Genomic DNA, 24999 nt, shown 5'->3' with positions numbered 1-24999 from the left:
CCCGGACGACGCGGGCCGCTCGGGTCCGGCCGGCGGGCGGCCCCATCCGCTCACATGGCCGCCGGACGGGGCTCCAGGTTTCCGATGTGACTGACGTTTCCTCGACGAACCGTCATCCGGTTCATCGAAGATCGGTCTAATCGACCCGCCGCAGGCCCTGCGCGAAGCGCTTGGCGTTGGCGACGTAGCGGTCGGCCGAGGCGCGCAACCCCGCCACCGCCGCCTCGTCGAGCACCCGCACCGCCTTCGCCGGCGCGCCGACGATCAGGCTGTTGTCCGGGAATTCCTTGCCCTCGGTGACCAGCGCGTTGGCTCCGACGAGACAATTGCGGCCGATCCTGGCGCCGTTGAGGATCGTCGCGCCCATCCCGATCAGCGTGTCGTCGCCCACCGTGCAACCATGCACGATGGCGCCGTGCCCGACCGTGATGCCGCCGCCGAGGGTGAGCGGGAAGCCCGCATCGGTGTGGAGCACCGCGCCTTCCTGGATGTTGGTGCGGTCGCCGATCGTGATCGGCTCGTTGTCGCCGCGGATGACGGCCCCGAACCACACCCCGACCTCGCGGCCGAGGCGCACCCGCCCGATCACGTGGGCGTCGGGCGCGATCCAGGCGCTGCCGTCCTCCGGCAGGACAGGGCTGACAGTGTCGAGGGCGTAGACCGGCATCGGCGTTCCTCCGGGGTTCGTTTCCGATCCCCTTTCGCATGCCGGGACGGCGCCGTCAGCCCGACCGCGGGATCAGGCGCCAGCCCACGGCATCGGCGCCACGCGGCCGGCCCGCGAGGCGATCACCTGGTGGCCGGTGCCGTCGCCGGCATTCTGGATCGCCAGGGCGACCTCGGTCAGGTGGAGGGCGAAGTCGGCGTCGAGGCGGCTGGCGCGGCCTTCCGCCCGCGCCGCCAGCATCTCCTGCGGCCCCAGCGCGAAGTTCATCGCCGTCGCGCCCTTGCGCCCGACCATCGGGTGGGTGCGGCCCCCGAGGCGCAGCCGCCGGGCGACGGGGGAATCGATCAGGCGGCGGCGCAGCACGTGGCGGCGCCGCACCCGCACGGCGGCATCGTTCGACCAGCACTCGGCGACCTCCAGGATGCCGTCGTCGCCGAAGATGCGGAGGCTGTGGTCGTGCGGCGCCACCACCGAGCAGGTCAGCCGGGCCACGACCCCGCCATCGAAGAACAGGGACGCGCAGGCATAGGTCGGGGCGGCCGGCCTGCCGTCGGCGAGGGTCAGCCCCAGCACGTCGGAGGAGGCCGAGGCGACCCGCGTCACCGAACCGAACATCGCGATCAGCCAGGTCAGGTAGTAGCCGGCATGCTGGAGCGCGCAGCCGACCGCCAGCTCGTCCTGCAGCGGCCAGGGCGCACCGGATTCGCTGCGCCAGCTCGCATGCGGCGCGCGGATCAGGAAGCCGTCGTCGATCTCGGCATAGACCAGCCGCGGCGTGCCGATGGCGCGCTCGCGCAGGGCCTTCCAGACCGTCTGGGCGCTCTCGCCGAGGAGGCTGCACGGCGCCGAGGCGAGCATGACCCCGCGCTCGGTCGCGACCCGGTGCAGGTGGCGCGCGTCGTCGAGCCGGGTGGCGAGCGGCTTCTCGGAATAGACCGCGAGACCCGCCTCCAGGCAGGCCAGGCTCACGGCGTAGTGCGAACCCGGATTGGTCAGGTTGAGGATCAGGTCCGGACGCCGGCCGATCAGGTCGTCGAGGCTCGCGGCGGCCGGGACGCGCCAGTACTTGCGGAAGGCGTGCAGCCGGTCGAGGTCGAGGTCCCAGGCGCCCGCGACCGTCACGTCCGGCAGGGTCGCCAGGGAGCGCATGTAGTAATCGGCCACGAATCCCGTGCCGACGATGCCGATGCTCGCCACCTGCTCCGCTCCCCGATCCCGTGATGCGCCGCGAAGGCTAGACCAAGGTGCGGCAAGTCGGGCGGGCGCAAAAAGCCGAGGAGCGGCCCGCACTCCTGTGTAGGATTAAGTTCCGACTTACTGCTTTCGGAGCAGCGGCCGGCGTCGCCGAGTCACCGCCGAGTCGTTCGGCGGCCCCTGTCTGCTTCGACGATGACAGGGTGGGGCACGACAAGGGCGGGCGCAAGTCTTCAGGCGCGTGTCTTCTCGCCCGCCTTGTCCCGCTCCCGTCGTCCCGCGTTGGTCTACACCGAGCCGACGGTCTTCAGCCGGGCCCGCGGATGGATCTCCGCCTGGCTGATCACCGGGGTCTCGCGACGGAAGCGCTCGATGATCGAGCGCACGAAGGGCCGGGCCTGGACCGAGGTGACGAGGACCGGCATCTCGCCCATCCGCGCCGCCTCCTCGAAGCGGTCGCGCACCGTGGTGACGAAATCCGAGAGCTTCGAGGGCTGCATCGCCAGATGGCGCTCGTCGCCCTGGCCGACGATCGCCTCCATGAAGGCGCCCTCCCAGGCCGGCGACAGGGTGATGATCGGCAGGACGCCGCCCGGGCCCTGGTACTGGGCGCAGATCTGGCGGCCGAGCCGGGCGCGGACGTGCTCGACGATGTCGCGCGGGTTCTTGATGTGGCCGGCGACCTCGGCGATGCCCTCCACGATCGTGCCGAGGTCGCGGATCGAGACCCGCTCGGCGAGCAGGTATTGCAGCACCCGCTGGATGCCCGTGGTGGCGATCTGGCCCGGCACCACCTCCTTCAACAGCTCGCCGTGCTCCTTCGGCAGCTCCTTGAGGAGCTTGTGCACCTCGACGTGGTTGAGGAGGTCGGCGACATGGGCCTTGATCACCTCGGTCAGGTGGGTCGAGACCACCGTGGCGGCATCGACCACGGTGTAGCCCTTGAGCTGGGCCTCGTCGCGCAAGGAGGCATCGACCCAGGTCGCCGGCAGGCCGAACGTGGGTTCCAGCAGGTGCTGGCCGGGCAGCTGGACCTGGCCGCCCATCGGGTCCATCGCCATGAACTGGCCCGGGAAGACCTGGCCGGTCCCGGCCTCGATCTCCTTGACCCGCACCACGTAGGTATTGGCGTCGAGCTGGACGTTGTCGAGGATGCGGACCGAGGGCATCACGAAGCCGAGCTCGGCGGCGAGCTGGCGGCGGAGCGCCCGGATCTGGTCGGTGAGGCGGTCCTGGCCCGCCGGCCCGTTGACGAGGGGCAGGAGGGCGTAGCCCATCTCGAGCTTCAGGTCGTCGAGCTTGAGGAGGTCGGCCGCCGTCTCCTCCTTCTGCGCCGCACCGTCGGGGCTGGGCGCGGCCCCATCCGCCGCCTCGGTCTCGACCGGCTTCGGCATCAGGGCGATGCGGCGGGCGAGGTAGGCGGCGCCGAGGCCGAGCGCGAGGAAGGGCAGCATCGGGATGCCGGGCAGGAGCCCGATCAGGAGCATCACGCCGGCCGACATGCCGAGCGCCTTCGGGTAGTTGGCGATCTGGCGCCCGAGCGCCCGGGCGGCGGCGCCGCGCACGCCGGCCTTGGAGACGAGGAGGCCCGCCGCGGTCGAGACGATCAGGGCCGGGACCTGGCTGACGAGGCCGTCGCCGACGGTGAGCAGGGTGTAGGTCTTGGCCGCGTCGCCGAAGCCCATGCCCTGCTGGGCGGTGCCGATGATGATGCCCCCCACCACGTTGATGACGGTGATCAGCAGGGCCGCGATCGCGTCGCCGCGCACGAATTTCGAGGCGCCGTCCATGGCGCCGAAGAACGAGGATTCGTCCTCGAGCGATTGCCGGCGGGTCCGAGCGGCCTTCTCGTCGATGAGGCCGGCCGAGAGGTCGGCATCGATCGCCATCTGCTTGCCGGGCATCGCGTCGAGGGTGAATCGCGCCGCCACCTCGGCGATGCGGCCCGAGCCCTTGGTGATGACGACGAAGTTCACGATGATCAGGATCGCGAAGACGATGATCCCGATCAGGAAGTTGCCGCCCATCACGAAATGGCCGAAGGCCTCGATGACGTGGCCGGCCGCCGCCGTGCCCTCGTGGCCGTGACCGAGGATCAGCCGGGTCGAGGCGAGGTTGAGCGCCAGCCGCAGCATCGTGGCGATCAGCAGGACCACCGGGAAGACCGTGAACTCGAGCGGGTTCTCGATGAACAGGCCGGTCATCAGGATCAGGACCGACAGGATGATCGAGACCGCGAGCAGGAGGTCGAGCAGCAGGGCCGGCAGCGGGAAGATCAGCACCACCAGGATGCCGAGCACCGCGACGGCGAGCACGATGTCGCTGCGGCGCGTCAGCGCCATCAGGTCGGCCCGCGTCGGCAGCACGAAGATGCGGCCCGCGCCGAGTGCCCCGGTCTCGCTCATCAGATCCCATCCACCGTCGACCCGGCAATTCCTGCCGGGTGCATGGTTAGGGATCGGTTAACGTCCCGCCGGATGCGTCGCCGCCCGGGGATCCCGGCCGATCGGATCGCGCACGATCGAGACCCGACCTGTTTTCGCCGGGAACAATCTTACCGTTCGATTTTTGTGCGCCGCAGCGCGATCGAAAGATCAAAGCATCGCTCGTAATGGTCAAGCTCGCTGGGAACTCTTTTGAAATTCGTGATCTGCCCTGATCTCAACGTTCCTCCAACGGAACCAAGCCGCCCGGCAACGATTAGAAGGGCATCGATCGGTCAGACAAGGTTCGAGGAGATCATGCGCAAGACCCTCATCACCCTCGCGGCTCTCGGCATGTTCGGGGCCGGCGCGGCGCAGGCGCAGACCACGGTGACGGGCGACCCGGCGCGCGACGCCAAGCCCAGCACCCAGTCGCAGGGCCAGGAGGCGGTGACCCGGCCCAACACCGACATGATGGACAAGAGCAACCCGGGCACCACCGGCACCGTCGCCACCAACGTCAAGCTCGAGCCCGGCGCCAACAGCTTCACCGAGGCCCAGGCCCGCAGCCGCCTCGAGCAGGCCGGCTTCAAGGACGTGAAGGACCTCAAGAAGGACGACCAGGGCATCTGGCGCGGCCAGGCCATGCAATCCGGCAACACGGTGATGGTCGGCCTCGACTTCAAGGGCAACGTCTCGACCGCCCGCTGAGGCGCCGAACCGCCCTCCCTGAACTCTCACATCGAAGGACGACGCCCATGGCGACCCGTACCATCACGGCTCTGTTCGACAGCTACGACGACGCCTCGGCGGCAGTGCGCAAGGTGGAGGCGGCCGGCGTGCCGCACGCCGATGTCAGCATCGTCGCCAACAACCAGGACGAGCGCTATTCCGGCCACGTGCCGGGCCGCGACACGGCGACCACCGGCGAGACCGCGCACGACGCCTCGAACGGTGCCGGGGCCGGTGCCTCGCTCGGCACTGTGCTCGGCGGCGGCGCCGGGCTTCTCACCGGTCTCGGTCTCCTCGCCATCCCGGGCGTCGGCCCGGTGGTCGCCGCGGGCTGGCTCGTCGCCACGCTCACCGGCGCCGGGGTCGGCGCCGCGGCCGGCGGCCTGATCGGCTCGCTGACCGGCGCGGGTCTCAGCGAGGAGCAGGCCCATTCCTACGCCGAGGGCGTGCGCCGCGGTGGCACCCTGGTCACCGTACGGGCCGACGACACCCATGCCGACCGGGTCTATTCGATCCTGAAGGAACATGGTTCGGTCGATATGGACGACCGCGCCCGCGGCTGGCGCCAGGACGGCTGGACCGGCCGTCACGACGAGACCGCTCCCTCGCTGACCAACCCGGCCGCCGTCGCCGGCGGGTCGTCGGCGGTCGGCGCAGCCGGCAGCACCACCACCGGCCTCAATACCGGAGGCATGCCGTTCGCGGCCGGCGCTCCGCCGACCACCCAGGCCGTCGATGCCGGGCTGCCCGGCACCACCCGCGAGCGCCATGTCGGCATCGAGGACGAGCTGCCCCCGGCCCGTCAGCCGCTGGGCACCGAGCGGCGCTGAACCGGATCGCGTAAGGGATGAAGCGGCGGCAGGGGCGACCCTGCCGCCGCTTCCGTGTCGGCGGCGCGGGAAGCGGGCACTGGTCCCGTGCAACAGCCGGACTGTCCCTCGACTGTCCCCGGCCCCCGGCTCGCCGCCATCGACTGTCGCAGGACTGTCGCCTGGTCCATCGGAACCGTACGTCGCCGCACCGCACATCCTCCAATCGAAGGACGCGCGGCCCGGTGTTTTGGCATCTTTATGGCACCTGAACGGCGCCGGGGCGCCGGGGGGATGCTCGATGCCAGAGACCGAGATGTGGCCCACCCTGCTCGGGCCGCTCGTCACCGCCTATGCCCCCGTCCTGGCGTCTCCCGGCCCGAACCTGCTGGTGGTTCTGCGCGCCAGCATCGCGGCACCGGGGCGGGGGCCTCTCGTCGCGGCTCTCGGAATCGCCTGCGGCGCCGCCCTCGCGGCGGGGTTCGCCGGGCTCGGCGCCTCGCTCATGCCGGCGGGCCGGCTCGTCACCGGGATCGGCACCGCGCTGTTCGCCTTCCTGATGCTCCGATCGGCCCTCCGGCTGGTGAGCGGCCGGGCCGGCCTGCCCAACGATCCCGCCCGGCTCGTGCCCGGGCGCGACGCCGGCACCTTCGTCCTCGGCCTCGGTGCGGCCGTGACCAACCCGGTCAGCCTCGCCTTCTTCACCGGCTTCTTCCTGGCCCATCCCGGTCGCTCGGCCCTGCCGGTGGCGGGGGCCGCGGTGTTCTGCATGGCGGCGGCGTGGTTCGGCCTCCTCGGCTTCGTCCTCGCGCGGCCGGCGTGCCGGGCCCGTCTCGCCGGCACCGGGCGCCTCACCCGCCTCGCCCTGGCCCTGGCCCTCGTCGGCTGCGCAGCCCTCGCGGTGTGGCGCGCGATTGCGGCCGGAGCCCCGACCTGAGCGCTGGCGCGGCCCGGCGCATCTCCCCTACAGTGGCGACAACCATAACGGGAGGAAACACCATGCGCTGGATCGCCGTCCTCGTCGCCCTCGTCTGCGCGTCCCCGGTTTGGGCCCAGGAACCGCCGCACTTCCGGGTCGATCCGGCCTGGCCCAAGCCCCTGCCGAACAACTGGATCATGGGCCAGGCGGCGGGGGTCGCGGTCGATGCCGAGGACCATGTCTGGGTGATCCAGCGGCCGCGCACCCTCACCGACGACGAGAAGGCGGCGAGCCTGTCCCCGCCGCGCACCCGCTGCTGCGTCCCGGCCCCGCCGGTCCTGGTGTTCGACCAGGAGGGGACCCTCATCAAGTCCTGGGGCGGCCCGGGCCCCGGCTACGACTGGCCGCAGAACGAGCACGGCATCCATATCGACCACAAGGGTTTCGTCTGGCTCGCCGGCAACGGCGAGCAGGACGGGCAGATCCTGAAATTCACGCAGGACGGCCGCTTCGTGATGCAGATCGGCAAGGCCGGACCGCAGACCGACAGCCGCGACACCACGCGGCTGGGCAAGCCGGCCAACATGCAGGTCGACCCGGAGACGAACGAGCTCTACGTCGCCGACGGCTACTACAACCACCGGGTCATCGTGTTCGACGCCGAGACCGGCGCGTTCAAGCGGATGTGGGGCGCCTATGGCGAGCCGCCGACCGATGTGGCGCTCGGCCCCTACGACCCGGCGGCGGCGCCGGCCCGGCAGTTCCGCAACCCGGTCCATTGCGTGCAGGTGGCCCGCGACGGGCTGGTCTATGTCTGCGACCGCACCAACAACCGGGTCCAGGTTTTTCGCCGCGACGGCACCTTCGTGAAGGAGTTCACCGTCGAGCCGCAGACCCGGGCCAACGGCTCGGTCTGGGAGCTCGCCCTGTGGCCGGACGAGGCACAGAGCTACCTGATGAATGCCGACGGCGCCAACAACGAGGTCCGCACCCTTCGGCGGGAGGACGGGGCGATCCTCGGCCGCTTCGGCCGCAACGGCCGGATGGCCGGCGACTTCCACTGGGTGCACAACCTCGCGATCGACTCGCGCGGCACGATCTTCACCACCGAGGTCGATACCGGCAAGCGGGCGCAGAAATTCCTGCTGCACGGCACCATGGTGCTGCGCAAGCGCACGCCCTGACCGGCCTCACGCCTCGGATTTCGAAAAATCCTTCGCCCGGGCGGCGAGGTCGTCGAGGTTGCGCCGCAGCTGCTCCAGGCTGAAGGCGAGCCAGAAGATGCGGCCGACGCCGTCGGTGGAGAGCGTCCGGGTCACCTGGCGCTGGCGCATCCCGTCGATGGCCTCGCGGTAGCCGGCGATTGCGGCGAGCAGGGCCGCGTCGTCCCCGGCGGGGCGGTGTCCCGCCGCGAGCGCGTCGGCAAGGACGCGCAGGCGCGCGGCGGCGGCGTTGGCCGCGTTGCCCCAGGCCTCCGCGAGGTGGACCCGCAGGACGTCCGCGTCGGCCTCCGCGATGGCGCGGCGCAGCAGCACGAGGTCGTGGCGCAGGCGCATCAGGGTGCGCAGCAGCGGGGCCGGGTCGGGGGCGGCGGAGAGCCGGCTGCGCCGCTCGCGCGCCGCCTCGCCGGCCAGGGTCTCGAGGCGGGCGAGGCTCCGGCGCACCGCCGGCGGCAGGGCCTTCACCTCCGGCGTCTCCTCGGGCTCGAGGCGGGCGAGCGCCTCGAGCTGCCCGGCGAGGAGGCGGGCGAGGCCCGCGGCCTGCCCCGTCACCGCCCGCGCCGCCCGGGCGGGCGCCACCAGGAGCGAGACCCCGAGGCCGACGACGCAGCCGAGCCCGATCTCGAGGATCCGGTCGAGGGCGAAGGCAAGGGGGCCGAGCGTCGAGCCGGTGGTGGAGAGCAGCACGATGATCGCGGTGATCGGCGCGATCCGGAAGCCCGCCGAGACCGTCGCCGCGAAGGTCAGCGGCGCCACCGCCACGAACAGGGCCGCGAAGGTCGAGGCGCCGCCGTGATGCGGGATCGCGAAGGCGACCGCGCCGCCGTAGCAGGCGCCCAGCACCGAGCCGAGGAAGCGGTCGAGCGCCGCCTTGAGCGAGCCGCCGACATTCGCCTGCGTGACGATGAGCGCGGTGATGACCGCCCAGTAACCCTGGGGCAGGCCGAGGGCCTCCGCCAGCACGAAGGTCGCGAGGCTCGCTGCGGTCATCCGCACGCCCTGCGTCAGGCGCGGTCGCTGGCGCTCGAAGGCGCGCTGCAGGGTCGCCGACGATCGCCGCAGGCTGTCCGGGAGAGAGACCATGACGGGGAGGAAGCCGGTGCGGGCCGCCGAGTCAATGCCGGGTTTGGCGTCGCACGGCCGGGCTGCGCTTCGCACGGCCTGGATTCGCCTCGCATGGGCTCACGTTCACGTCGCGTGTGATCGAACCGTCATCCGGGCTTTACCGGACCCGTGCGATGTCCGTACGAGAGAAGAGTGAGCCGCAACGCGAGGATCAGGGCAGTGACGATGCGCAAGATCGCGGGTGTAGTCGGGATTATTGCCATACTCTCAGCCGTGCCAGCGGCGGCGCGGTCACTGTCCGCGATCCGGCAGGACGGCACGCTGCGGGTCGGCCTGACCGGCGACTACGCGCCCTATGCCCTGCGCCTGCCCGACGGCAGCCTCAAGGGCGCCGACGTGACCATGGCGGGAGAGCTCGCCCGTGCGCTCGGGGTCAAGGTCGAGATCGTGCCGACGACCTGGAAGACCCTGAAGGACGACCTGCTGGCCGACCGCTACGACATCGCGATGGGCGGCGTCACCATCACGCCCGACCGGGCCTCGGTCGCGGATTTCTCGGTGCCGGTCCTGGTCGACGGCAAGCGCCCGATCGTGCGGTGCGCCGACAAGGCCCGGTTCGTCACGGTCAAGGACATCGACAAGCCGGAGGTCCGCGTCGTGGTCAATCCGGGCGGCACCAACCAGCGCTTCGCCGACGCGAACTTCCCGCACGCCTCGGTCCGGGTGTTTCCCGACAACCGCGCCATCTTCCAGGAGATCGCGCAGAACCGCGCCGACGTGATGGTCACCGACGGCACCGAGGTCGATTACCAGTCGCGGGTGAATGCCGGCGTGCTCTGCCCGGCCGCGGTCCCCGACGCCTTCAACAAGAACGAGAAGGCCTTCTGGATGAGCCGCGACCCGGCGCTGAAGACGGCGGTCGACGACTGGCTGACGAAGACCCTGAAGAGCGGCGCCTACGGAAGGGCGCTGGCGAAGGCGGCGGAGTAGGGCGGGGGGAGGGCGCTCGGCTCCCGAAGGCCGGGCGCGCCGATTCCCTGGCGTCGAACCATCAACCTCCGCCCTTTCCCGGACGACTGAAGCGACAGCGGCAGGAGATCCGGGAAAGGGCGGAGAGGTTTCTTGGAAGACCCGTGCTCCGCGATGTCCGAAGGATCACCCTCGGACATCGCGTCCCTGGATCGCCCCGGCCTCACTTCGCCAGGAAGCCGATCGAGATCCACGGCACCAGGATCACCACGACGAGGCCGGCCAGCAGCGCCAGCATGTAGCCGACGATCGGACGGATGCCGGCATCCGGATGGATCCGGCTGATCGCGCAGGCCGCGTAATACCCGACCCCGAAGGGCGGCGCGAACAGGCCGACGCCCATCGCCAGGATCACCACCATCGCGTAATGCACCTCGTGCACCCCGACCTGGCGGGCGATCGGGAACAGCAATGGCCCGAACAGCACGATCGCCGGGATGCCCTCCAGCACCGAGCCGAGGATCACGAAGGCCACCGCCGAGACGACCAGGAAGCCCAGCGCCCCGCCGGGCAAGCCCTTCATCATCACGGCGAGGCTCTGCGAGAAGCCCGACTGCGTCAGGGCCCAGGCCATGCCCGTCGCCGCCCCGATGATCAGCAGGATCGCCCCCGACAGGGACGCCGTCGCGACCAGCATCGGGTAGACCCGGCGCCAGTCGAACTGGCGGTAGATCAGCAGGCCGGCGAGGATCGCGTAGACGATGCCGATGGTCGAGACCTCCGTCGCGGTCGCGACGCCTTCCACCACCGCGGCGCGGATGACGAAGGGGAGCGCGATCGCCGGGAAGGCGATGACGAGCGCCCGGCCGATCTCGCCCTTGGTGGCGCGCCGGACGTGTCGCAGGTTCTCGCCCCGGTAGCGCCACCAGACCAGCAGGCACAGCGTGATGCCGAGCACGACGCCGGGCAGCAGGCCGCCGGTGAACAGGGCGGTGATCGACACGCCGGTCACCGACCCGATGGTGATCAGCACCAGCGAGGGCGGGATGGTCTCGGTCTGGGCGCCGGTGGCGGCGAGCAGCGCGACGAGGTCGCCCTCCTTGGCGCCCCGCTTCTTCATCTCGGGAAACAGCACCGGGGCCACCGCCGCCATGTCGGCGGCCTTGGAGCCGGAGATGCCCGAGACGAGGTACATCGCGCCCACCAGCACGTAGTGCAGGCCGCCGCGGACATGGCCGAGCAGGCTCGCCAGGAAGCCCACCATGGCCTTGGCCATGCCGGTCATCTCGATGAGCAGGCCGAGGAACACGAAGAGCGGCACGGCGAGCAGGATGAGGTGGCTCATTCCCTCGTCCATGCGCCCGACCACCACCATGGCGGGGGCACGCGTCGTGAGCATCAGGTAGCCGAAGGTGGCGAGCCCGAACGCGAAGGCGATCGGCACCCCGGTGAAGACGAGCGCGCCGACGCCGAGGACGAAGAAGATCAGGAGGTTCCAGTTGCCGAGCGTGCGGAGCAGCGGCTCGGCCAGCATCAGCGCGGCGATGATCAGGCCGGTGAGCGCCAGCGCGCCGACCGCGTGGCGCCAGTCGGCGCATTCGATCAGCCGCAGGGTCGCGACCACCAGCATCAGGGCGAAGCCGACCGGCAGGGCGGCGGCGCGCCAGGCATTGGTGATCTCGAGCGCCGGGGTCTGGACGAAGACCTCCTCGGCCGCGAACTCGTAGGCCGGATGCAGCAGCATCAGCACGAAGGCGAGGCCGGCGGCGAGCGCCACCGCCTCCAGGAAGGCCTGTGTCCTGATCGACGCCAGGCTGACGAGCGCCGTCATCCGCATGTGCTCGGCGCGGCGATAGGCCACCACCGAGCCCAGCATGGCGAGCCAGAGGAACAGGATCGAGGCCAGCTCGTCGGACCAGACGATCGGCGCGTGGAAGACGTAGCGGCTGACGACGCCGGCGAGCAGCACCACGATCTCGGCGACCACCAGCAGGGCGGCGGGGATCTCGATCAGCGGGCCGAGGGCTCTGTCGAGCGTGCGCGCCCAGGCGCGGTTGGCGGAGGCCGCCGGCAGGGCCGGCGTCTCCGTCGCGATGTCGACATGCATGGTCGCCTCCCTCAGGCCAATTTGCCGGCTACCGCCTCGAGGTGCTCCCAGGCGGCGTCGCCGTACTTGTTCTTCCAGTCCTTGTAGAATGTCGTGCGACCGAGCGCATCGCGAAATTTCTGGCGGTCGACAGCGAGGAAGGTGATTCCCTTGGCGCCGAGGTCCCGGACCAGGGAGTCGTTGAGCCTCACGATGTCGGCGCGCTCGTCGTCGGCCGCGCGGTCGAGCTCGCGGCTCACGAGGGTGCGCAGGTCCTCCGGCAGGCGCTGCACGGCTCGTTTGTTGCCGAGCATCCAGTAGCCATCCCAGACGTGGCCGGTGAGGCTGCAGGTCTTCTGCACCTCGTAGAGCCGGGTCGTCGCGATGATCGCGAGCGGGTTCTCCTCGCCCTCGAAGATCCTGGTCTGCAGCGCCGAGTACAGCTCGTTGAAATTGAGCGGCGCCGCCCCGGCCTCGAACGCCTTGAACAGCGAGGTCAGCATCGGCGACGGCGGCACGCGGATCTTGAAGCCCTTCAGGTCTTCGGGGGTGCGGATCTCCTTGGTCGAGGAGGTGATCTGGCGAAATCCGTTGTCCCAGATCTTCGACACGGCCTGGATCGGCGTCTTGGCGATCTGCTCGCGGACATACGTTCCGAGGCCGCCATCCATGGCCTTCCACACCTCGTCGTAGTCCTTGAACGCGAAGCCGGTATTCGGCAGCGCGGCGGCGGGCACGAAGGTCGAGAGGATCGAGGTCGAGAGATTGAAGAACTCGACGCTGCCGTTGCGCACCTGCGACAGCAGGTCGGTGTCGGAGCCGAGCTGGTTGGCGGGGAACAGCTTGATGTCGAGGCGCCCGTTCGAGGCCTCGCGGATCCGGGTCAGGGCCTCCTGGGCGCGCAGGTTGACCGGATGGGTCGGGTCCTGGCCGGTGGCGAGCTTGTACTCGAACTCGGCGGCGCGGACCGGGCGGGTGAAGACCGTGGCGAGGGGGAGGGCAGCGGCTCCGGCGAGCAGCGTGCGGCGGGAGAGGGGGCGGGTCATGGCGTTTCCTCGGGGATGGGGGGGCCGGTCGGGCCGGCTTCTGGACGTGACGACGTCGTCGGCGGCGTTGCCGCAGGGTTCGGCAAGAGGCGCAGGATCCCCTCTCCAGGCGATGCCGGGCTTGCCCGGTATCGCGACAAGGTGTGGGAGCGGGATAGGGGTGAGGGTGGCGCGCGTCAGGATCCGGCGAGCGGCATCGAGCTGCCAGCACGGCGGTCACAGGCCTGAGACGGAGCGCGTCACCGCCCCCCGACCCCTCTCCCACGCGGGAGAGGGGGGATATGCTCAACTTACTTGCCGTTGAGCGCCCGGTACGATCCGATGACCCGGCTGTCGTCGTCCGCCCCGGCCCCCCGGCTCGACGCCGCCAGGAAGAGCTGATGCGCCAAAGCCGCGAGCGGCAACGCCGCCTTCTCGCTGCGGCCGGCCTCCAGCACGATGCCGAGATCCTTGACGAAGATGTCGACGGCGCTGGTGACCCGCGGCGCCTCCTCCAGCATCCGCGGGCCGCGGTCGCGCAGCATCCAGCTCGAGGCCGAGGAGCCCGAGACGATCTCCAGCGCCGTCGCGCCGTCGATGCCGACCTTGGCCGCCAGCGACAGGGCCTCCGCCGCCGCCGCGAGGTTGACCCCGCAGAGGAGCTGGTTGACCGCCTTCATGGTGGCGCCCTGGCCGGGCTCGGGCCCGACCTGGAACACCTTGTCGCCCATGGCGTCGAGGATCGGCCGCACCGCAGCGATCACCGCGGCGGGGGCCGCCGCCATGATGGTGAGGGTGCCGGCCTCGGCGCCGACGACCCCGCCGGAGACGGGGGCATCGACGAAGGCCCGGCCGGTCGCGGTCACGCGCGTGGCGAGCGCCGCGACGGCGGCCGGCGGGCAGGTCGCCATCAGGATCACGGCGGCGTCGGGCGTGAGACGCTCCAGGGCGCCCTCGCCGAACAGCACGGTCTCCGCCTGATCGGCATTGACCACCATCAGCACCAGTGCCCCGGCGCCGTCGGAGACCGCCGCGACGGTCTCGGCGGGTGTGCCGCCGGCGCTCGCGAAGGCGGCCCGCCCCTCGGGCCGCACGTCGAACCCGCGCACGGGAAACCCGTGGCGCACGAGGTTGCGGGCCATCGGCAGGCCCATGGACCCCAGGCCGACGAAGGCGACGGGATTGGTCGGGCTCACAGCCATTCGCGGATGCTCCTCACCATGGCGTTGGTCGAGATGCCGTAGCGGTCGTGGAGCGTCGGCAGGGCGCCGGCATCCAGGAACTCGTCCGGCAGGGCGACCTGGCGGAAGGCCTTCGGGATCGTGCCGGAGCGCAGGAGCAGCCCCGCCACCGCCTCGCCGAGGCCCCCGACGACGGTGTGGTTCTCGGCCACCACCACCAGGCGCCCGCCCTTGCCGGCCTCGCGCAGGATGGTCTCGGCGTCGAGGGGCTTGATCGTCGGCACGTGCAGCACCGCGACGTCGACGCTGTCGTCGCGCAATGCCTCCGCCGCCTCGAGGGCCCGCATGGTCATCAGGCCGGTCGAGACGATCAGGACGTCGTGGCCGTCCCGGATGGTCTTGGCCTTGCCGAGCTCGAATGTGTAGCCGTACTCGTCGAGCACCAGGGGGACGTTGCCGCGCAGGAGCCGCATGTAGACCGGCCCCTTGTGGTCGGCGATGGCCGGCACGGCCTGGGCGATCTCGTGCGCGTCGCAGGGGTCGAGGATCGTCATGTTGGGCAGGCCGCGGAAGATCGCGATGTCCTCCGTCGCCTGGTGGCTCGGGCCGTAGCCGGTGGTGAGGCCGGGGAGCGCACAGACGATCTTGACGTCGAGGTTCTCCTCCGCGATCGCCATGCAGATGAAGTCGTAGGCGCGGCGCGCCGCGAACACCGCGTAGGTGGTGGCGAAGGGCTGGAAGCCTTCCCGGGCCAGGCCGGCGGCGGCGCTGATCAAGAGCTGCTCGGCCATGCCCATCTGGTAGAAGCGCTCGGGGTGCGTCTTCGCGAAGACGTGCAGGTCGGTGTACTTGCCGAGATCGGCCGTCAGCCCGACGATCTCCGGCCGCTCCTCGGCGAGCTTCGCCAGCGCATGGCCGAAGGGGGCCGGCGCGGTGCGCTGGTCGGGGCCGGCGAGCGAGGCGATCATCGCCGAGGTCGTGAGGCGCTCACCCGTATTGGCCTCGGTGAGCCAGGCCGGGCGGGTGTATTTCGAGCGTTTCATGCGGGCCTCCCGGCATCCAGGATCTCGATCGCGTCCTGCCATTCCTGCGGTTCCACCCGCAGGAAGTGGTTGCGCTCGCGCGCCTCCAGGAACGGGATGCCCTTCGCCATCGTGGTGTCGCAGATGATGATGCGGGGCTTTTGCTCCGCGCAGGCCCTGGCCGCGTCGAAGGCCTGGACGAGCGCGTCGATGTCGTTGCCGTCGACCCGCTGGACGTGCCAGCCGAAGGCCTCGAAGCGGGCGGCCGCCGGCTCGAAGCCGGTGACCTGCGAGGCCGGGCCGTCGGCCTGCTGGTTGTTGACGTCGACGAGGGCGATCAGGTTGTCGAGCTTCCAGTGGCTCGCCGACCAGGCGCCCTCCCAGATCGAGCCCTCGCCGAGTTCACCGTCGGAGATCAGGCAATAGACGAACGAGTCCGACTTCTTCCGCTTCAGCCCGAGACAGAAGCCGACCGCGAGCGCGAGGCCGTGGCCGAGCGAGCCGCCGGTGATCTCCATGCCGGGGGTGTAGGCGGCCATGCCGGACATCGGCAGCCGGCTGTCGTCGGCCCCGTAGCTCGTCAGCTCGTCCTCGGGCAGAATTCCGGCCTCGAGGAGGGCGGCGTAGAGCGCGATGGCGTAGTGGCCGATCGAGAGCAGGAAGCGGTCGCGCCCCTCCCATTCCGGATCGTCCGGCCGGTAGCGCATGGCGTGGAAATACGACACCGCCAGCACGTCGGCGATGCCCAGCGCCTGGGCGATGTAGCCCTGGCCCTGGACCTCGCCCATCCGCAGGGCATTGCGGCGGATGCGGTAGGCGCGCTCGGCCAGCGACGGGCTGTTCCGCCCGGTTTCGGTGGGGGGCATGGAGGTCGTCCTCAGTGGATCAGCATGCCGCCGTTCACGTCGAGAACGGCGCCGGTGATGTAGGAGGAGAGGTCGGAGGCGAGGAACAGGCAGGCCTTGGCGACATCGTCCGCGACGCCGAGGCGGCCGAGCGGGATGCCCTTGGCGATCTCGGCCTTCAGCTCGTCGGTGAGCTTGCCGGCGGTGATGTCGGTCTGGATCAGGCCCGGGGTGATGCTGTTGACCCGCACCGTGTCGGGGCCGAGCTCGCGGGCCATCGCCTTGCCCAAGCCGAGCACGCCGCCCTTGGCGGCGCTGTAATGCGGCCCGCCGAAGATGCCGCCGCCGCGCTGCGCCGAGACCGACGACAGGCAGACGATCGAACCCGACTTCTGCCGGCGCATCTGCGGCACCACCGCCTGGCTCATGTAGAGCGTGCCGCGCAGGTTGACGTCGAGCACCGCGTCGTAATTGCCGGGTTCGATCTCCATGAACTTCAGCGGCTGGGTGATGCCGGCATTGTTGACCAGCACGTCGATGCGACCGAGCCGCGACACCACCTCGTCGGCGGCGGCCTGGCAGGCGGCCTTGTCGGTGACGTTGCAGGCGAGGCCGAGATGCCCGTCGCCGACGGCGCGGGCGGCGTCCTCGGCCTGGCCGGCATCGAGATCGAGGATCACCACCCTGGCGCCGTGGCTGGCGAAGAGCTTGGCGGTGGCGCGGCCGATGCCCCGCAGCGAAGCGGCCCCGGTGATCAGGCACACCTTGTCGGTCAGCAGCATGTCGTCCTCCCTGGCTCGTCGGGCACGAGGGAGTGGCGTCGGCCGGGGCCTTCGCCCTCGCCGCCCGTCCTCGACGGTCCCTCCCTCGTCTCGTTGGGGGGCAGAGTGCCCGGGGGCGGGGGTCAGGACAAACGCGGAATTTGCAGGGGGAGGTGAATGGGATTCATCTGGCAGCGTCGCCAGGTCCCACTCACGACCTCATCCTGAGGTGTCGGCCGCCTGAAAATCGGCTGACCTCGAAGGAAGCCTCCCAAGGTCGCCGAGGCATCTGGAGGCCTCCTTCGAGGTCAGTCCATCATCGCCGGACCGACACCTTCAGGACGGTGTCGTGAGCGGGATCGACAACAGCGATGACTTCACGCCAGATCCTCCGGCAGCACGAGGTCCATTTCCTGCGCCAGCCAGCGCGCGAAGACCCGCAGCGGCGCCCGCCGCCGGGTGGTCGCCGGGTAGACGAGGTAGTGGCCGACGTAAGTCACATCCTGCGCCAGCCCGCGCAACGGTGCCACGAGGCGACCGCTGGCGATCTCGCGCTCGGCCAGCAGCGTCGATTCGAGCGCCACCCCGAGCCCGTCGGCCGCCGCCGCGATGGCAAGGAAGCTGCGGTCGAAGCGGACGCCGAGGGGCCGGGGCGCCGGCAACCCGTTGCGGGCGAACCAGAGCGGCCAGCGCACCTGCTTGTTGTCGCTCTGGATCAGCACCTGGTCGAGGAGGTCTTCGGGCTGACGGATGCGGGCGGCGCGGGCGGGGTCGCAGAGCGGGGTGACCGTCTCGGTGCCGAGCGGCACCGTCACCAGGCCCTCGCCCCGGGGCGGGCCGTAGACGAGGTCGGCGTCGAACTCGTCGCTGACGAAGCGGGCATAGTCCATGCCGGCGGCGAGCCGCACCTCGAAACCCGGATTCGCCGCGAGGAAACGGGCAAGGCGAGGCGTCAGCCACTGCGCCGCGAGGCTCGGCGCGCAGTGCAGGCGCAGGAGCTGCGGGCCCCTCGCCGCCACGAGGTCGAGGCCGCGATGCAGCTCCTCGAAGGCGCGGCTCACATGCTCCAGAAGCGCCTCGCCGGCGGCGGTCGGCACCACGCCCTGGCCCTGGCGCTCGAACAGGGTGACGCCGAGCGCCGCCTCCATCTTGCGGATGGCATGGCTGACGGCGCTCGCGGTCAGGTTCAGCTCGGCGGCCGCATCCTTGAACGAGCGGCGGCGCGCCGCCGCCTCGAACGAGCGCACGGCGGAGAGGGGGACGCGCAGGGACATGCGCGCGACGATGCGGCGGCGCGCCGCCGGTTGGCAACCGTCGCCCTCATCCCTCCCGATCGGTCAGGACGATCCGGAACCGCGCGCCGCTGCGGGTCTCGTCGAGGCTCAGGGTCCCGCCGTTGAGGCGCACCAGCTCGGCCGCGATGGCGAGCCCGAGTCCCGTGCCGCCGGAGCGGCCGGAGCCCTGGAACGCCTCGAACAGGTGGGCGCGGGCCCGCTCCGGCAGGCCGGGACCGTTGTCGGAGACGAGGATCACGACGGCCGCGCCGGTCCGCTCGGCCTCGATCGCGACCCGCGGCGCGCCCTCGCTGGCGCCCGCCAGCCCGATCGCCTGGACGGCGTTGCGCACCAGATTGACCAGCACCCGCGACAGCTGGTCGGGATCGGCGTCGATGTTCAGGCCCTCCGGCGTACGGTCCTCGATGGTGACGGCCGCGCCCGGCACCAGCCCGGCGAGGTCGAGGGCGTCGCGCAGGATCGGCCGCAGCGGCATCATCCGGCGCTCGGGCGCCCGCTCGGCGGCGCGGCCATAGGCCAGCGTGCCCTCGCAGTAGCGGATCGCCCGGCCCAACGTCGCGACGAGGCGCGGGGCGACGCGCTGCACCCCCGGATCGGCGACGTGCTCGAGCCGGTCGACGAGGAGCTGCGCCGTGGTGAGCAGATTCCGCAGCTCGTGGTTGATCTTGCTCACCGACAGGCCGAGATCGGCCAGCCGCCGCTTCTGGCGCAGCTCGTCCGACAGGATCGTCTCCATGCGGGCGAGCGCCGTCTCGGCGGCGCCGATCTCGTCGCTGCGCCAGGACGGGGCGATGCGCCGCGACAGGTCCTCCGGATCCTCCGCGAAGGTCGCGATGTTGCGCGCCAACCGCCGCACCGGCCGCACGATCGAGAGCTGCAGCACCAGGAAGACGAGGCCGGCGGTGATGCCGGAGATGGCGAGCGACGTCAGCAGGATCCGGCGCGAGAAGGCGATCATCGCGTTCCGCAAGGGGACGGGATCGAGGACCAGCTCGACGAAGTCGACCCCGTCCATGCCGTGGCCGACCACCCGGAGGGGCAGGGGGCTGGTCTCGGTCAGGGTCCGCCAGGCACCGCCGATGCTGTCGATCCAGTCGGATTCGCGCAGGTCGACGGTCTCGGACACCTCCGGCGGCATCGGCGTCAGGTTGAGGAGGCGGCGCGCGCCCCCGGCCTTGAGGGCGATGGCCCGGGCGCCCACCCCCATCAGCAGCCGCTTCGCCAGGTCGTCGGAGACGCGGTTCTGGGGCGCGGCGTCGAGCACCAGGGCGGCGACCTGCGCGGCGGCGACCCGGTCGGAGAGCCAGGAGCGCCGGAAGCTCGCGACGCTGGGAACGTAGATCAGCACCTCGGCGACGAGGACGAAGAGGACCGTCAGCAGCAGCAGGCGACCGGACAGCCCGATGCGTCCGGCGAGGCGCCGGATTCCACCCTGGCTCGCCGCATCATCGCCCCACTGCACGGTCTCGACGCCCTCGCCCGCCCGACGCTTCCCGCCGGACTCTAACACGACCGCCCGCGCCGCATGCAGCGAGCACCCGGAAGCTACCCCGAGATTGCCTGAAATCCAGTCGCCGGCCAAGGAATCGCGCGAGAGCGAGTTGGCCGGATCCCCGGATTCAGCGCGGCGTGCCCCGCCAGCGCCGCCAGGCGACCGGCAGCAGGGCCAGCACCCCGAGGCCGAGCAGCGTCGCGATGAGCTGCGGCGTGATAACGGCGCGGAGCGACAGGGCGGCGTCGCAGGCGATGCCGCCGGCCACGAGACACGCCTCCTTCGCCGCCTGATGCGCCGCGACCACGGTCTCGACCCCGGCGCCGGCCGAGGCGTAGATGAAGGCACCGGGGCTGATGCCGATGAGGGTGGCGAGCGCGAAGGTCCGCAGGCGCACGCCGAAGATCGCCGGCGCCAGGTTGGTCATCCAGAACGGGAAGACCGGCAGCAGCCGCAGCACCATCACGTACGAGAACGCGTCGCGGCGAAATCCTTCCGCGAGGCGGCCGAGCCGCGAGCCGGCCCGGCGCAGCAGCACCTCGCCGGCGGCGGTGCGGCCGATCGAGAAGACGATCACCGCGCCCGTCGTCGCGGACGCGATCGACACCAGGGCGCCGAGGACCGGCCCGAACAGGAAGCCGCACAGGGTCGTCATCACCACCGAGACCGGCAGCGACACGATCACCGTGCCGACATAGGCGAGGTAGGCGCAGGCATAGGCGCGCCAGAACCCGTCCGCGACCCAGGCCTTGGCATAGGCCCGGGAGGCGAGCAGCTGGTCGACGGAAAACCAGCGGGTGATGCCGCCGAACAGGAGCCCGAGCGACAGGGCCACCAGGGCGAGGAGCGGCAGCACCCGCAGCCAGCCGCGCCAGGCCGGGGCCGCCACGGCCTCCGGCCCGGTCTCGGGCGGCGGGGTTCCCTCGCCGGGCGAAGGCCGCCCCGGCTCTGGTGCGTCGGGCCGGGTCAGCGCGCTCACCCGGCCTTCTGCATGCGCAGGATCTTGAAGAACCCGCCCGGGAAGGTCGGCCGCACGCCGAGGAAGGTCACGCCCCGGCTCTTCGCCCAGGCCTCGATCCGGGCGGCCTTGAAGGCCGAGCTCCAGCCGATCTTCTCGCAGAGCGGGGCGACGATCTCCTCGACCCGGGCGACGGTGCCGCGATCCTGGCCGAAATGGTTGGCGAGCACGATCATGCCGCCGGGCCGCACCACCCGCAGGAACTCGTCGAGGGCGCCTTCGGGGTCGGGCACCAGGGTGATCAGGAACTGCGCCACCACCGCGTCGAAGCTCGCATCGGCGTAGCCGAGGCGGCAGACATCCATCACCTGGAGGCCCTTGACGTGGGAGAGGCCGCGCCGCGCCACCTTGCGGTTGGCGCGCCGGAGCATGTCCTCGGACAGGTCGACGCCGTAGAGCTCGGCATCCTCCGGGTAGTAGCCCAGGGACAGCCCGGTGCCGACGCCGGCCTCCAGGATGCGCCGCCCGCCGACGAGCGCCGCCTCGACCGCGTCCCGCGCCGCCGGCTCGGTGAGCTTGTCGTACACCACGTCGTAGACCGGCGCCCAGCGCGCATAGGCCTTGCGCATCAAGGCGGTGGTGGGTCCCGCCTCTCGCGGCTCGCTCAGCATGTCGGTATCGTCTCCGAGGTCAGTCGTCTCGCGGGCGGCAATGCGCGAGGATGTGCTACGATTTCCGGAAGAAAGCTTCCTGAAACTGCATCGAGCGTCCGAGGGTCAGGCCGCGACCCGGTGCTCGGCGCCGACCCGCCGGATGGTGCCGCCGCCCAGCACCCGGGCGCGGGGCCCGTCATCGGCGTAGATGACGCAGGCCTGGCCCGGCGACACCCCGTCCTCGGGCGTGGCCAGGGTGATCTCGGCCGCCGCCATGTCGGGGTTCCACGACAGGAGGGCGGGGCGGGGCTCGCGGGTCGAGCGCACCCGCACCGCCACGGGCAGGTCGCGGGCGGCGTCGAGGGCGGTGTCGCCGAGCCAGTTCGGGTCGGCGAGGCGGATGACCGAGGTCGCCAGCGCCTCGCGCGGGCCGACCACGACCCGGGCCTCGCCGGGCTCGAGGCGCACGACGTAGAGCGGCTCGCCGGCCGCGACGTTGAGGCCGCGGCGCTGGCCGACGGTGAAGCCGATGATGCCGTCATGGCGGCCGAGGCGCCGGCCGTCGAGATGGACGATCTCGCCCGGGCGCACCGCGTCGGGCCGCAGCCGCGCGATCACGTCCTGGTAGCGCCCCTGCGGCACGAAGCAGATGTCCTGGCTGTCGGGCTTGTCGGCGACGGACAGGCCGAAGGCCTTGGCGAGCGCCCGGGTCTCGTCCTTCGGCCGCTCGCCGAGGGGGAAGCGCAGGATGTCGAGCTGCGCCTGCGTCGTGGCGTAGAGGAAGTAGCTCTGGTCCCGGGCCGGATCGAGGGCGCGGTGGAGCGCCCGGCCGCCGCCCGGCAGCGACCGGCTGGCGACGTAGTGGCCGGTCGCCAGAACGTCCGCGCCGAGATCCTGGGCGGTGGCGAGGAGGTCGCGGAACTTGATCGAGCGGTTGCACTCGACGCAGGGGATCGGCGTCTCGCCCTGGAGGTAGCTGTCGGCGAAGCGGTCGATCACCGCCTCGCGGAACCGGTCCTCGTAGTCGAGGACGTAATGCGGGATGCCGATGGTCTCGGCGGCGCGGCGGGCGTCGTGGATGTCCTGGCCGGCGCAGCAGGCGCCGCGGCGGTGGGTGGCCGCGCCGTGATCGTAGAGCTGCAGCGTGATCCCGACCACGTCGTAGCCCTCGCGCTTCAGGAGCGCGGCGACGACGGAGGAATCGACGCCCCCGGACATCGCCACGACGACGCGGGTCTCCTCCGGGGCCTTGGGCAGATCGAGCGAGTTCATGACCGTGCGGGAGTGTCTCGACGCGCTCCCGGGACGTTCCCCCGGCGCGCACGGGGGAGTCTATAGCGATCCGACGGGCTTTCTGCCAGGGCGGGTGGGCGCGGGGCGGCGAGGACCCGGATGGGGAAGTTCTTGCCGGGGGCTCGGCAGATTCCGACCGGGCACGGGCCGGCCGCCGCCGCGGCGCCAGAAATTATCCTGTCTCACCAAAGTCTTGACGGCGTGACCGAAGTGGCAGGCGGCTTGCTCTCCCGGGAGCAGGAGGTCGCCGATGCAGATCAGCGGAACGGGTGAGGGAGGACGGTTGACGGGGCGCGAGCCGGCCCGGCCGGCGAGGCCCGTCGCGCATGAGCCGTTCCGCCCGGCCGAGCGCGAGACCGCCCGTGCGCCCCACCGGCCGGTATCCGGGGCGGAGGCCCGCCACCGCCCCGAGCGGCCATCCGCCGAGGCGAGGGCGGATCGGGCCGGCGCGGGCTGGGCGAAGGCGGGCGAGGCGACGGCGGAGGCCGTGACCCGCGACAGTACGACCCGCCCGGATCAGGCACGCCCGGCCGACGACGCGGGGACGTCCGCCCGTCGCGACGACGGGGCGGTCGAGGACCGGGCGGCCCAGAACAGGATCGCCAAGACCAGAACTGCCGAGAGCCGGATCGCGGCGCGAGAGGCCGCCCGGGACGATGCCGCGCGAGCGGCGGAAGCCGGCGAGGCGAAGGCGTGCGCGTCCGCGGCCGGCGCGAAGCCGCCTGCCGGGGCCCTGGCACAGGCGGAAGCGGCCAGCACCGCCGCCGCGGCCGCCGGCGGAATCGCGGAGGGCGACGACGAGGCCGAGACGGAGGGCGAGGCGGCGGAGGAGTCCGTCGACGCCCCGGCCTCGATCCTGTCGCTCCTGGCCGTCCCGGTCCCGACCGCAGCGGCCGCGTCCGCGCGACCCGGCGCGGCGACGGCCGATCCGGCCGCCGGTGGTCCGGTCCGGGCGGCGGGGACCGGCGCCGACCCGCAGGCCGCCATCGTGGCGGCCCGGACGATGCCGGAGGCGGCAGCCGAGGCCGCGGGCCGCCGGGACGAGCCGCCGGAGGGGGTCAGCGCCGATGCCGTCGCGGCCCCCGCCCCATCGGCACCGGCGACGCGGGCGACGGGCAGCGATGCCGCGGCCGCCGCGCCGGCCACGGCGGAGACCCGCCCGGCGGTCTCGGTGCCGGCGAGCCTGAGCGCGGTGCCGATCGCCATCGGGATGCGGGCGCTCGCCGGGTCGAACCGGTTCGAGATCCGCCTCGATCCCTACGAGCTCGGGCGCATCGACGTGCGCCTCGACATCGACCGCCAGCACGGCACCGTGAAGGCCCACCTGGTGGTGGAGCGGCCCGAGACCCTGGCGCTGCTCCAGCGCGACGCCGGCAGCCTGCAGCAGGCCCTGTCCCAGGCCGGGCTCAATCCCGGCGAGGCCGGGCTCAGCTTCTCGCTGCAGGATGGCGGCGGGAACGCGCCGCAGCGCGACCAGGCCGGCCGGGCGCCGGGACAGGAGCCAGGGCGGATCGCCTCCGGCGAGGCGGAGGGGCCGGGCGCCCTGCCGCCCCTGCGCGATCTCGGCCAGCGCCTCGGCCTCGACCTCAGAATTTAGGATCTTCCCGATGACGACGAAACCCGCGAGGTCCCGATGACCGCCGGCCTCAGCAGCCTGACCAGCCTCTCCGCCAAGACCGGCAACGGCACGGCCTCGAGCGACGCCAGCACGATCGCCGGGAACTTCAACCAGTTCCTGACCCTGCTGACGACGCAGCTGCAGAACCAGAACCCGCTCGACCCCCTCGACACCAACCAGTTCACCCAGCAACTGGTGCAGTTCGCCTCGGTCGAGCAGCAGCTCAAGACCAACGACCAGCTCGGCAGCCTGATCACCGCCAGCAAGGCCTCGGCCGCGGCGACCGCCTCCGGGTTGATCGGCAAGACCGTGACGGCGGACGGCGCCACGACCTCGCTCGCCGACGGCAGCGCGACCTGGACGCTCAACCCGGCCCGGGCCGCCACCAAGGCGGTGCTGACCATCACCGACGCCAAGGGCAACGTCGTCGCGACCCAGACCAAGGCGCTCGCCGCCGGCAGCCAGAGCTTCTCCTGGGACGGGCGCGCCTCGACCGGCCAGCTCGCCGCGGAGGGCAAGTACACCCTCAAGGTCCAGGCCCTCGACGCCACCGGGGCGGCGGTCGCCGTCGATACCAAGATCAGCGGGGCAATCACCAGCGTGGACGTCACGGGCGCCGAACCGGTCCTGACCATCGGCGACCGCACCGTGGCCCTCAGCAGCGTCGAGGCGATCGGTGCAGCCGTCAGCAACTGATTCGGTGGATTGCTGTGGATTACGAATCACATGCGAGGGAAATGATTCAAGCAATCTTAAGCGCGGGTGCCTAGCT

22 protein-coding genes are annotated in these 24999 nt (G+C 71.6%); 7 read left to right on the top strand and 15 right to left on the bottom strand.

The genetic code is table 11. From position 1 onward, the window contains the following. Nucleotides 1-136: 136 nt before the first annotated feature. From FF100_RS14320 to flhA, 3 genes are all read right to left on the bottom strand, one after another. Nucleotides 137-667: a gamma carbonic anhydrase family protein gene (locus tag FF100_RS14320; RefSeq protein WP_139036367.1), complete on the bottom strand. Its 531-nt coding sequence runs from the start codon at nt 665-667 to the stop codon at nt 137-139. Nucleotides 668-739: 72 nt separating this feature from the next. Further along, nucleotides 740-1864 carry a Gfo/Idh/MocA family protein gene (locus FF100_RS14315; RefSeq protein WP_171070168.1) on the bottom strand — a complete coding sequence of 375 codons (1125 nt, stop codon included), beginning with the start codon at nt 1862-1864 and terminating at the stop codon, nt 740-742. A gap of 284 nt (nt 1865-2148) precedes the next feature. Continuing rightward, nucleotides 2149-4266 (bottom strand): flagellar biosynthesis protein FlhA, encoded by a 2118-nt coding sequence (gene flhA / locus FF100_RS14310; protein WP_139036366.1) that lies wholly within the window; start codon nt 4264-4266, stop codon nt 2149-2151. A 336-nt stretch (nt 4267-4602) separates the two neighbouring features. Between flhA and FF100_RS14305 the strand changes: the two genes are divergently transcribed. The 4 genes from FF100_RS14305 (at nt 4603) to FF100_RS14290 (ending at nt 7928) form a co-directional block, all read left to right on the top strand. Then, the gene (locus FF100_RS14305; protein WP_139036365.1) at nt 4603-4995 is read left to right on the top strand and encodes a PepSY domain-containing protein; all 393 of its coding nucleotides are present in this window, start codon (nt 4603-4605) and stop codon (nt 4993-4995) included. Nucleotides 4996-5042: 47 nt separating this feature from the next. Then, nucleotides 5043-5846, top strand: coding sequence for a hypothetical protein (locus tag FF100_RS14300; protein ID WP_139036364.1), 804 nt, complete (start codon nt 5043-5045; stop codon nt 5844-5846). 280 nt (nt 5847-6126) lie between these two features. Next, nucleotides 6127-6762, top strand: coding sequence for a LysE family transporter (locus tag FF100_RS14295; RefSeq protein ID WP_139036363.1), 636 nt, complete (start codon nt 6127-6129; stop codon nt 6760-6762). A 62-nt stretch (nt 6763-6824) separates the two neighbouring features. Then, nucleotides 6825-7928, top strand: a complete 1104-nt coding sequence (locus tag FF100_RS14290; protein ID WP_139036362.1) for an NHL repeat-containing protein — start codon at nt 6825-6827, stop codon at nt 7926-7928. A gap of 6 nt (nt 7929-7934) precedes the next feature. Here FF100_RS14290 and FF100_RS14285 read toward each other — a convergent pair whose 3' ends face one another. Continuing rightward, complete coding sequence (locus tag FF100_RS14285; RefSeq protein ID WP_139036361.1) at nt 7935-9047, bottom strand: FUSC family protein; 1113 nt, start codon at nt 9045-9047, stop codon at nt 7935-7937. Between the two features lie 207 nt (nt 9048-9254). On the opposite strand from FF100_RS14285, the gene FF100_RS14280 reads away from it, so the two are divergent. Then, nucleotides 9255-10019, top strand: a complete 765-nt coding sequence (locus FF100_RS14280) for a transporter substrate-binding domain-containing protein (protein ID WP_139036598.1) — start codon at nt 9255-9257, stop codon at nt 10017-10019. 202 nt (nt 10020-10221) lie between these two features. Here the strand turns inward: FF100_RS14280 and FF100_RS14275 are convergent, their stop codons facing one another. From FF100_RS14275 to mnmA, 11 genes are all read right to left on the bottom strand, one after another. After that, entirely contained in the window at nt 10222-12105 is a 1884-nt protein-coding gene (locus FF100_RS14275) for a TRAP transporter large permease (RefSeq protein ID WP_139036360.1), read from the bottom strand. An 11-nt stretch (nt 12106-12116) separates the two neighbouring features. Next, on the bottom strand, nt 12117-13130 hold the full coding sequence (locus tag FF100_RS14270) for a TRAP transporter substrate-binding protein (RefSeq protein ID WP_139036359.1): 1014 nt from the start codon (nt 13128-13130) through the stop codon (nt 12117-12119). Nucleotides 13131-13420: 290 nt separating this feature from the next. Further along, nucleotides 13421-14305, bottom strand: coding sequence for an NAD(P)-dependent oxidoreductase (locus FF100_RS14265; protein ID WP_425463312.1), 885 nt, complete (start codon nt 14303-14305; stop codon nt 13421-13423). Further along, the gene (locus FF100_RS14260; protein WP_139036357.1) at nt 14302-15333 is read right to left on the bottom strand and encodes a transketolase family protein; all 1032 of its coding nucleotides are present in this window, start codon (nt 15331-15333) and stop codon (nt 14302-14304) included. The genes FF100_RS14265 and FF100_RS14260 overlap by 4 nt, the downstream gene beginning before the upstream one ends. Continuing rightward, on the bottom strand, nt 15330-16178 hold the full coding sequence (locus FF100_RS14255; protein ID WP_139036356.1) for a transketolase: 849 nt from the start codon (nt 16176-16178) through the stop codon (nt 15330-15332). The genes FF100_RS14260 and FF100_RS14255 overlap by 4 nt, the downstream gene beginning before the upstream one ends. An 11-nt stretch (nt 16179-16189) precedes the next feature. Beyond that, the gene (locus FF100_RS14250) at nt 16190-16939 is read right to left on the bottom strand and encodes an SDR family NAD(P)-dependent oxidoreductase (RefSeq protein WP_139036355.1); all 750 of its coding nucleotides are present in this window, start codon (nt 16937-16939) and stop codon (nt 16190-16192) included. 356 nt (nt 16940-17295) lie between these two features. After that, nucleotides 17296-18192: a LysR substrate-binding domain-containing protein gene (locus FF100_RS14245; protein ID WP_139036354.1), complete on the bottom strand. Its 897-nt coding sequence runs from the start codon at nt 18190-18192 to the stop codon at nt 17296-17298. A gap of 46 nt (nt 18193-18238) precedes the next feature. Next, a complete protein-coding gene (locus FF100_RS14240; protein ID WP_139036353.1) occupies nt 18239-19675 on the bottom strand; it encodes a sensor histidine kinase in 1437 nt (478 codons plus the stop codon). 157 nt (nt 19676-19832) lie between these two features. Then, entirely contained in the window at nt 19833-20684 is an 852-nt protein-coding gene (locus FF100_RS14235; protein ID WP_139036352.1) for a TVP38/TMEM64 family protein, read from the bottom strand. Beyond that, nucleotides 20681-21334 carry a class I SAM-dependent methyltransferase gene (locus FF100_RS14230; protein WP_139036351.1) on the bottom strand — a complete coding sequence of 218 codons (654 nt, stop codon included), beginning with the start codon at nt 21332-21334 and terminating at the stop codon, nt 20681-20683. Before FF100_RS14230 ends, FF100_RS14235 begins: the two co-directional genes overlap by 4 nt. Before the next feature lie 105 nt (nt 21335-21439). Beyond that, complete coding sequence (mnmA, locus tag FF100_RS14225) at nt 21440-22588, bottom strand: tRNA 2-thiouridine(34) synthase MnmA (RefSeq protein ID WP_139036350.1); 1149 nt, start codon at nt 22586-22588, stop codon at nt 21440-21442. Nucleotides 22589-22859: 271 nt separating this feature from the next. On the opposite strand from mnmA, the gene FF100_RS14220 reads away from it, so the two are divergent. Then, entirely contained in the window at nt 22860-24206 is a 1347-nt protein-coding gene (locus FF100_RS14220; protein ID WP_139036349.1) for a flagellar hook-length control protein FliK, read from the top strand. Nucleotides 24207-24242: 36 nt separating this feature from the next. Beyond that, complete coding sequence (locus FF100_RS14215; RefSeq protein WP_139036348.1) at nt 24243-24923, top strand: flagellar hook assembly protein FlgD; 681 nt, start codon at nt 24243-24245, stop codon at nt 24921-24923. Nucleotides 24924-24999: the final 76 nt, after the last annotated feature.

Source organism: Methylobacterium terricola (genome assembly GCF_006151805.1).
GTDB lineage: Bacteria > Pseudomonadota > Alphaproteobacteria > Rhizobiales > Beijerinckiaceae > Methylobacterium > Methylobacterium terricola.
This window is presented reverse-complemented; position numbering and strand designations above follow the sequence as displayed.

What these genes read in the sequence shown, in the direction of transcription:
- FF100_RS14285 (WP_139036361.1), bottom strand. Translation starts at nt 9,047, where the DNA reads ATGGTCTCTCTCCCGGACAGCCTGCGGCGATCGTCGGCGACCCTGCAG.
- FF100_RS14245 (WP_139036354.1), bottom strand. Translation starts at nt 18,192, where the DNA reads ATGTCCCTGCGCGTCCCCCTCTCCGCCGTGCGCTCGTTCGAGGCGGCG.
- FF100_RS14215 (WP_139036348.1), top strand. Translation starts at nt 24,243, where the DNA reads ATGACCGCCGGCCTCAGCAGCCTGACCAGCCTCTCCGCCAAGACCGGC.
- FF100_RS14250 (WP_139036355.1), bottom strand. Translation starts at nt 16,939, where the DNA reads ATGCTGCTGACCGACAAGGTGTGCCTGATCACCGGGGCCGCTTCGCTG.
- FF100_RS14260 (WP_139036357.1), bottom strand. Translation starts at nt 15,333, where the DNA reads ATGAAACGCTCGAAATACACCCGCCCGGCCTGGCTCACCGAGGCCAAT.
- FF100_RS14295 (WP_139036363.1), top strand. Translation starts at nt 6,127, where the DNA reads ATGCCAGAGACCGAGATGTGGCCCACCCTGCTCGGGCCGCTCGTCACC.
- FF100_RS14290 (WP_139036362.1), top strand. Translation starts at nt 6,825, where the DNA reads ATGCGCTGGATCGCCGTCCTCGTCGCCCTCGTCTGCGCGTCCCCGGTT.
- FF100_RS14255 (WP_139036356.1), bottom strand. Translation starts at nt 16,178, where the DNA reads ATGCCCCCCACCGAAACCGGGCGGAACAGCCCGTCGCTGGCCGAGCGC.
- flhA (WP_139036366.1), bottom strand. Translation starts at nt 4,266, where the DNA reads ATGAGCGAGACCGGGGCACTCGGCGCGGGCCGCATCTTCGTGCTGCCG.
- FF100_RS14230 (WP_139036351.1), bottom strand. Translation starts at nt 21,334, where the DNA reads ATGCTGAGCGAGCCGCGAGAGGCGGGACCCACCACCGCCTTGATGCGC.
- FF100_RS14220 (WP_139036349.1), top strand. Translation starts at nt 22,860, where the DNA reads ATGCAGATCAGCGGAACGGGTGAGGGAGGACGGTTGACGGGGCGCGAG.
- FF100_RS14275 (WP_139036360.1), bottom strand. Translation starts at nt 12,105, where the DNA reads ATGCATGTCGACATCGCGACGGAGACGCCGGCCCTGCCGGCGGCCTCC.
- FF100_RS14280 (WP_139036598.1), top strand. Translation starts at nt 9,255, where the DNA reads ATGCGCAAGATCGCGGGTGTAGTCGGGATTATTGCCATACTCTCAGCC.
- FF100_RS14300 (WP_139036364.1), top strand. Translation starts at nt 5,043, where the DNA reads ATGGCGACCCGTACCATCACGGCTCTGTTCGACAGCTACGACGACGCC.
- mnmA (WP_139036350.1), bottom strand. Translation starts at nt 22,588, where the DNA reads ATGAACTCGCTCGATCTGCCCAAGGCCCCGGAGGAGACCCGCGTCGTC.
- FF100_RS14320 (WP_139036367.1), bottom strand. Translation starts at nt 667, where the DNA reads ATGCCGGTCTACGCCCTCGACACTGTCAGCCCTGTCCTGCCGGAGGAC.
- FF100_RS14305 (WP_139036365.1), top strand. Translation starts at nt 4,603, where the DNA reads ATGCGCAAGACCCTCATCACCCTCGCGGCTCTCGGCATGTTCGGGGCC.
- FF100_RS14270 (WP_139036359.1), bottom strand. Translation starts at nt 13,130, where the DNA reads ATGACCCGCCCCCTCTCCCGCCGCACGCTGCTCGCCGGAGCCGCTGCC.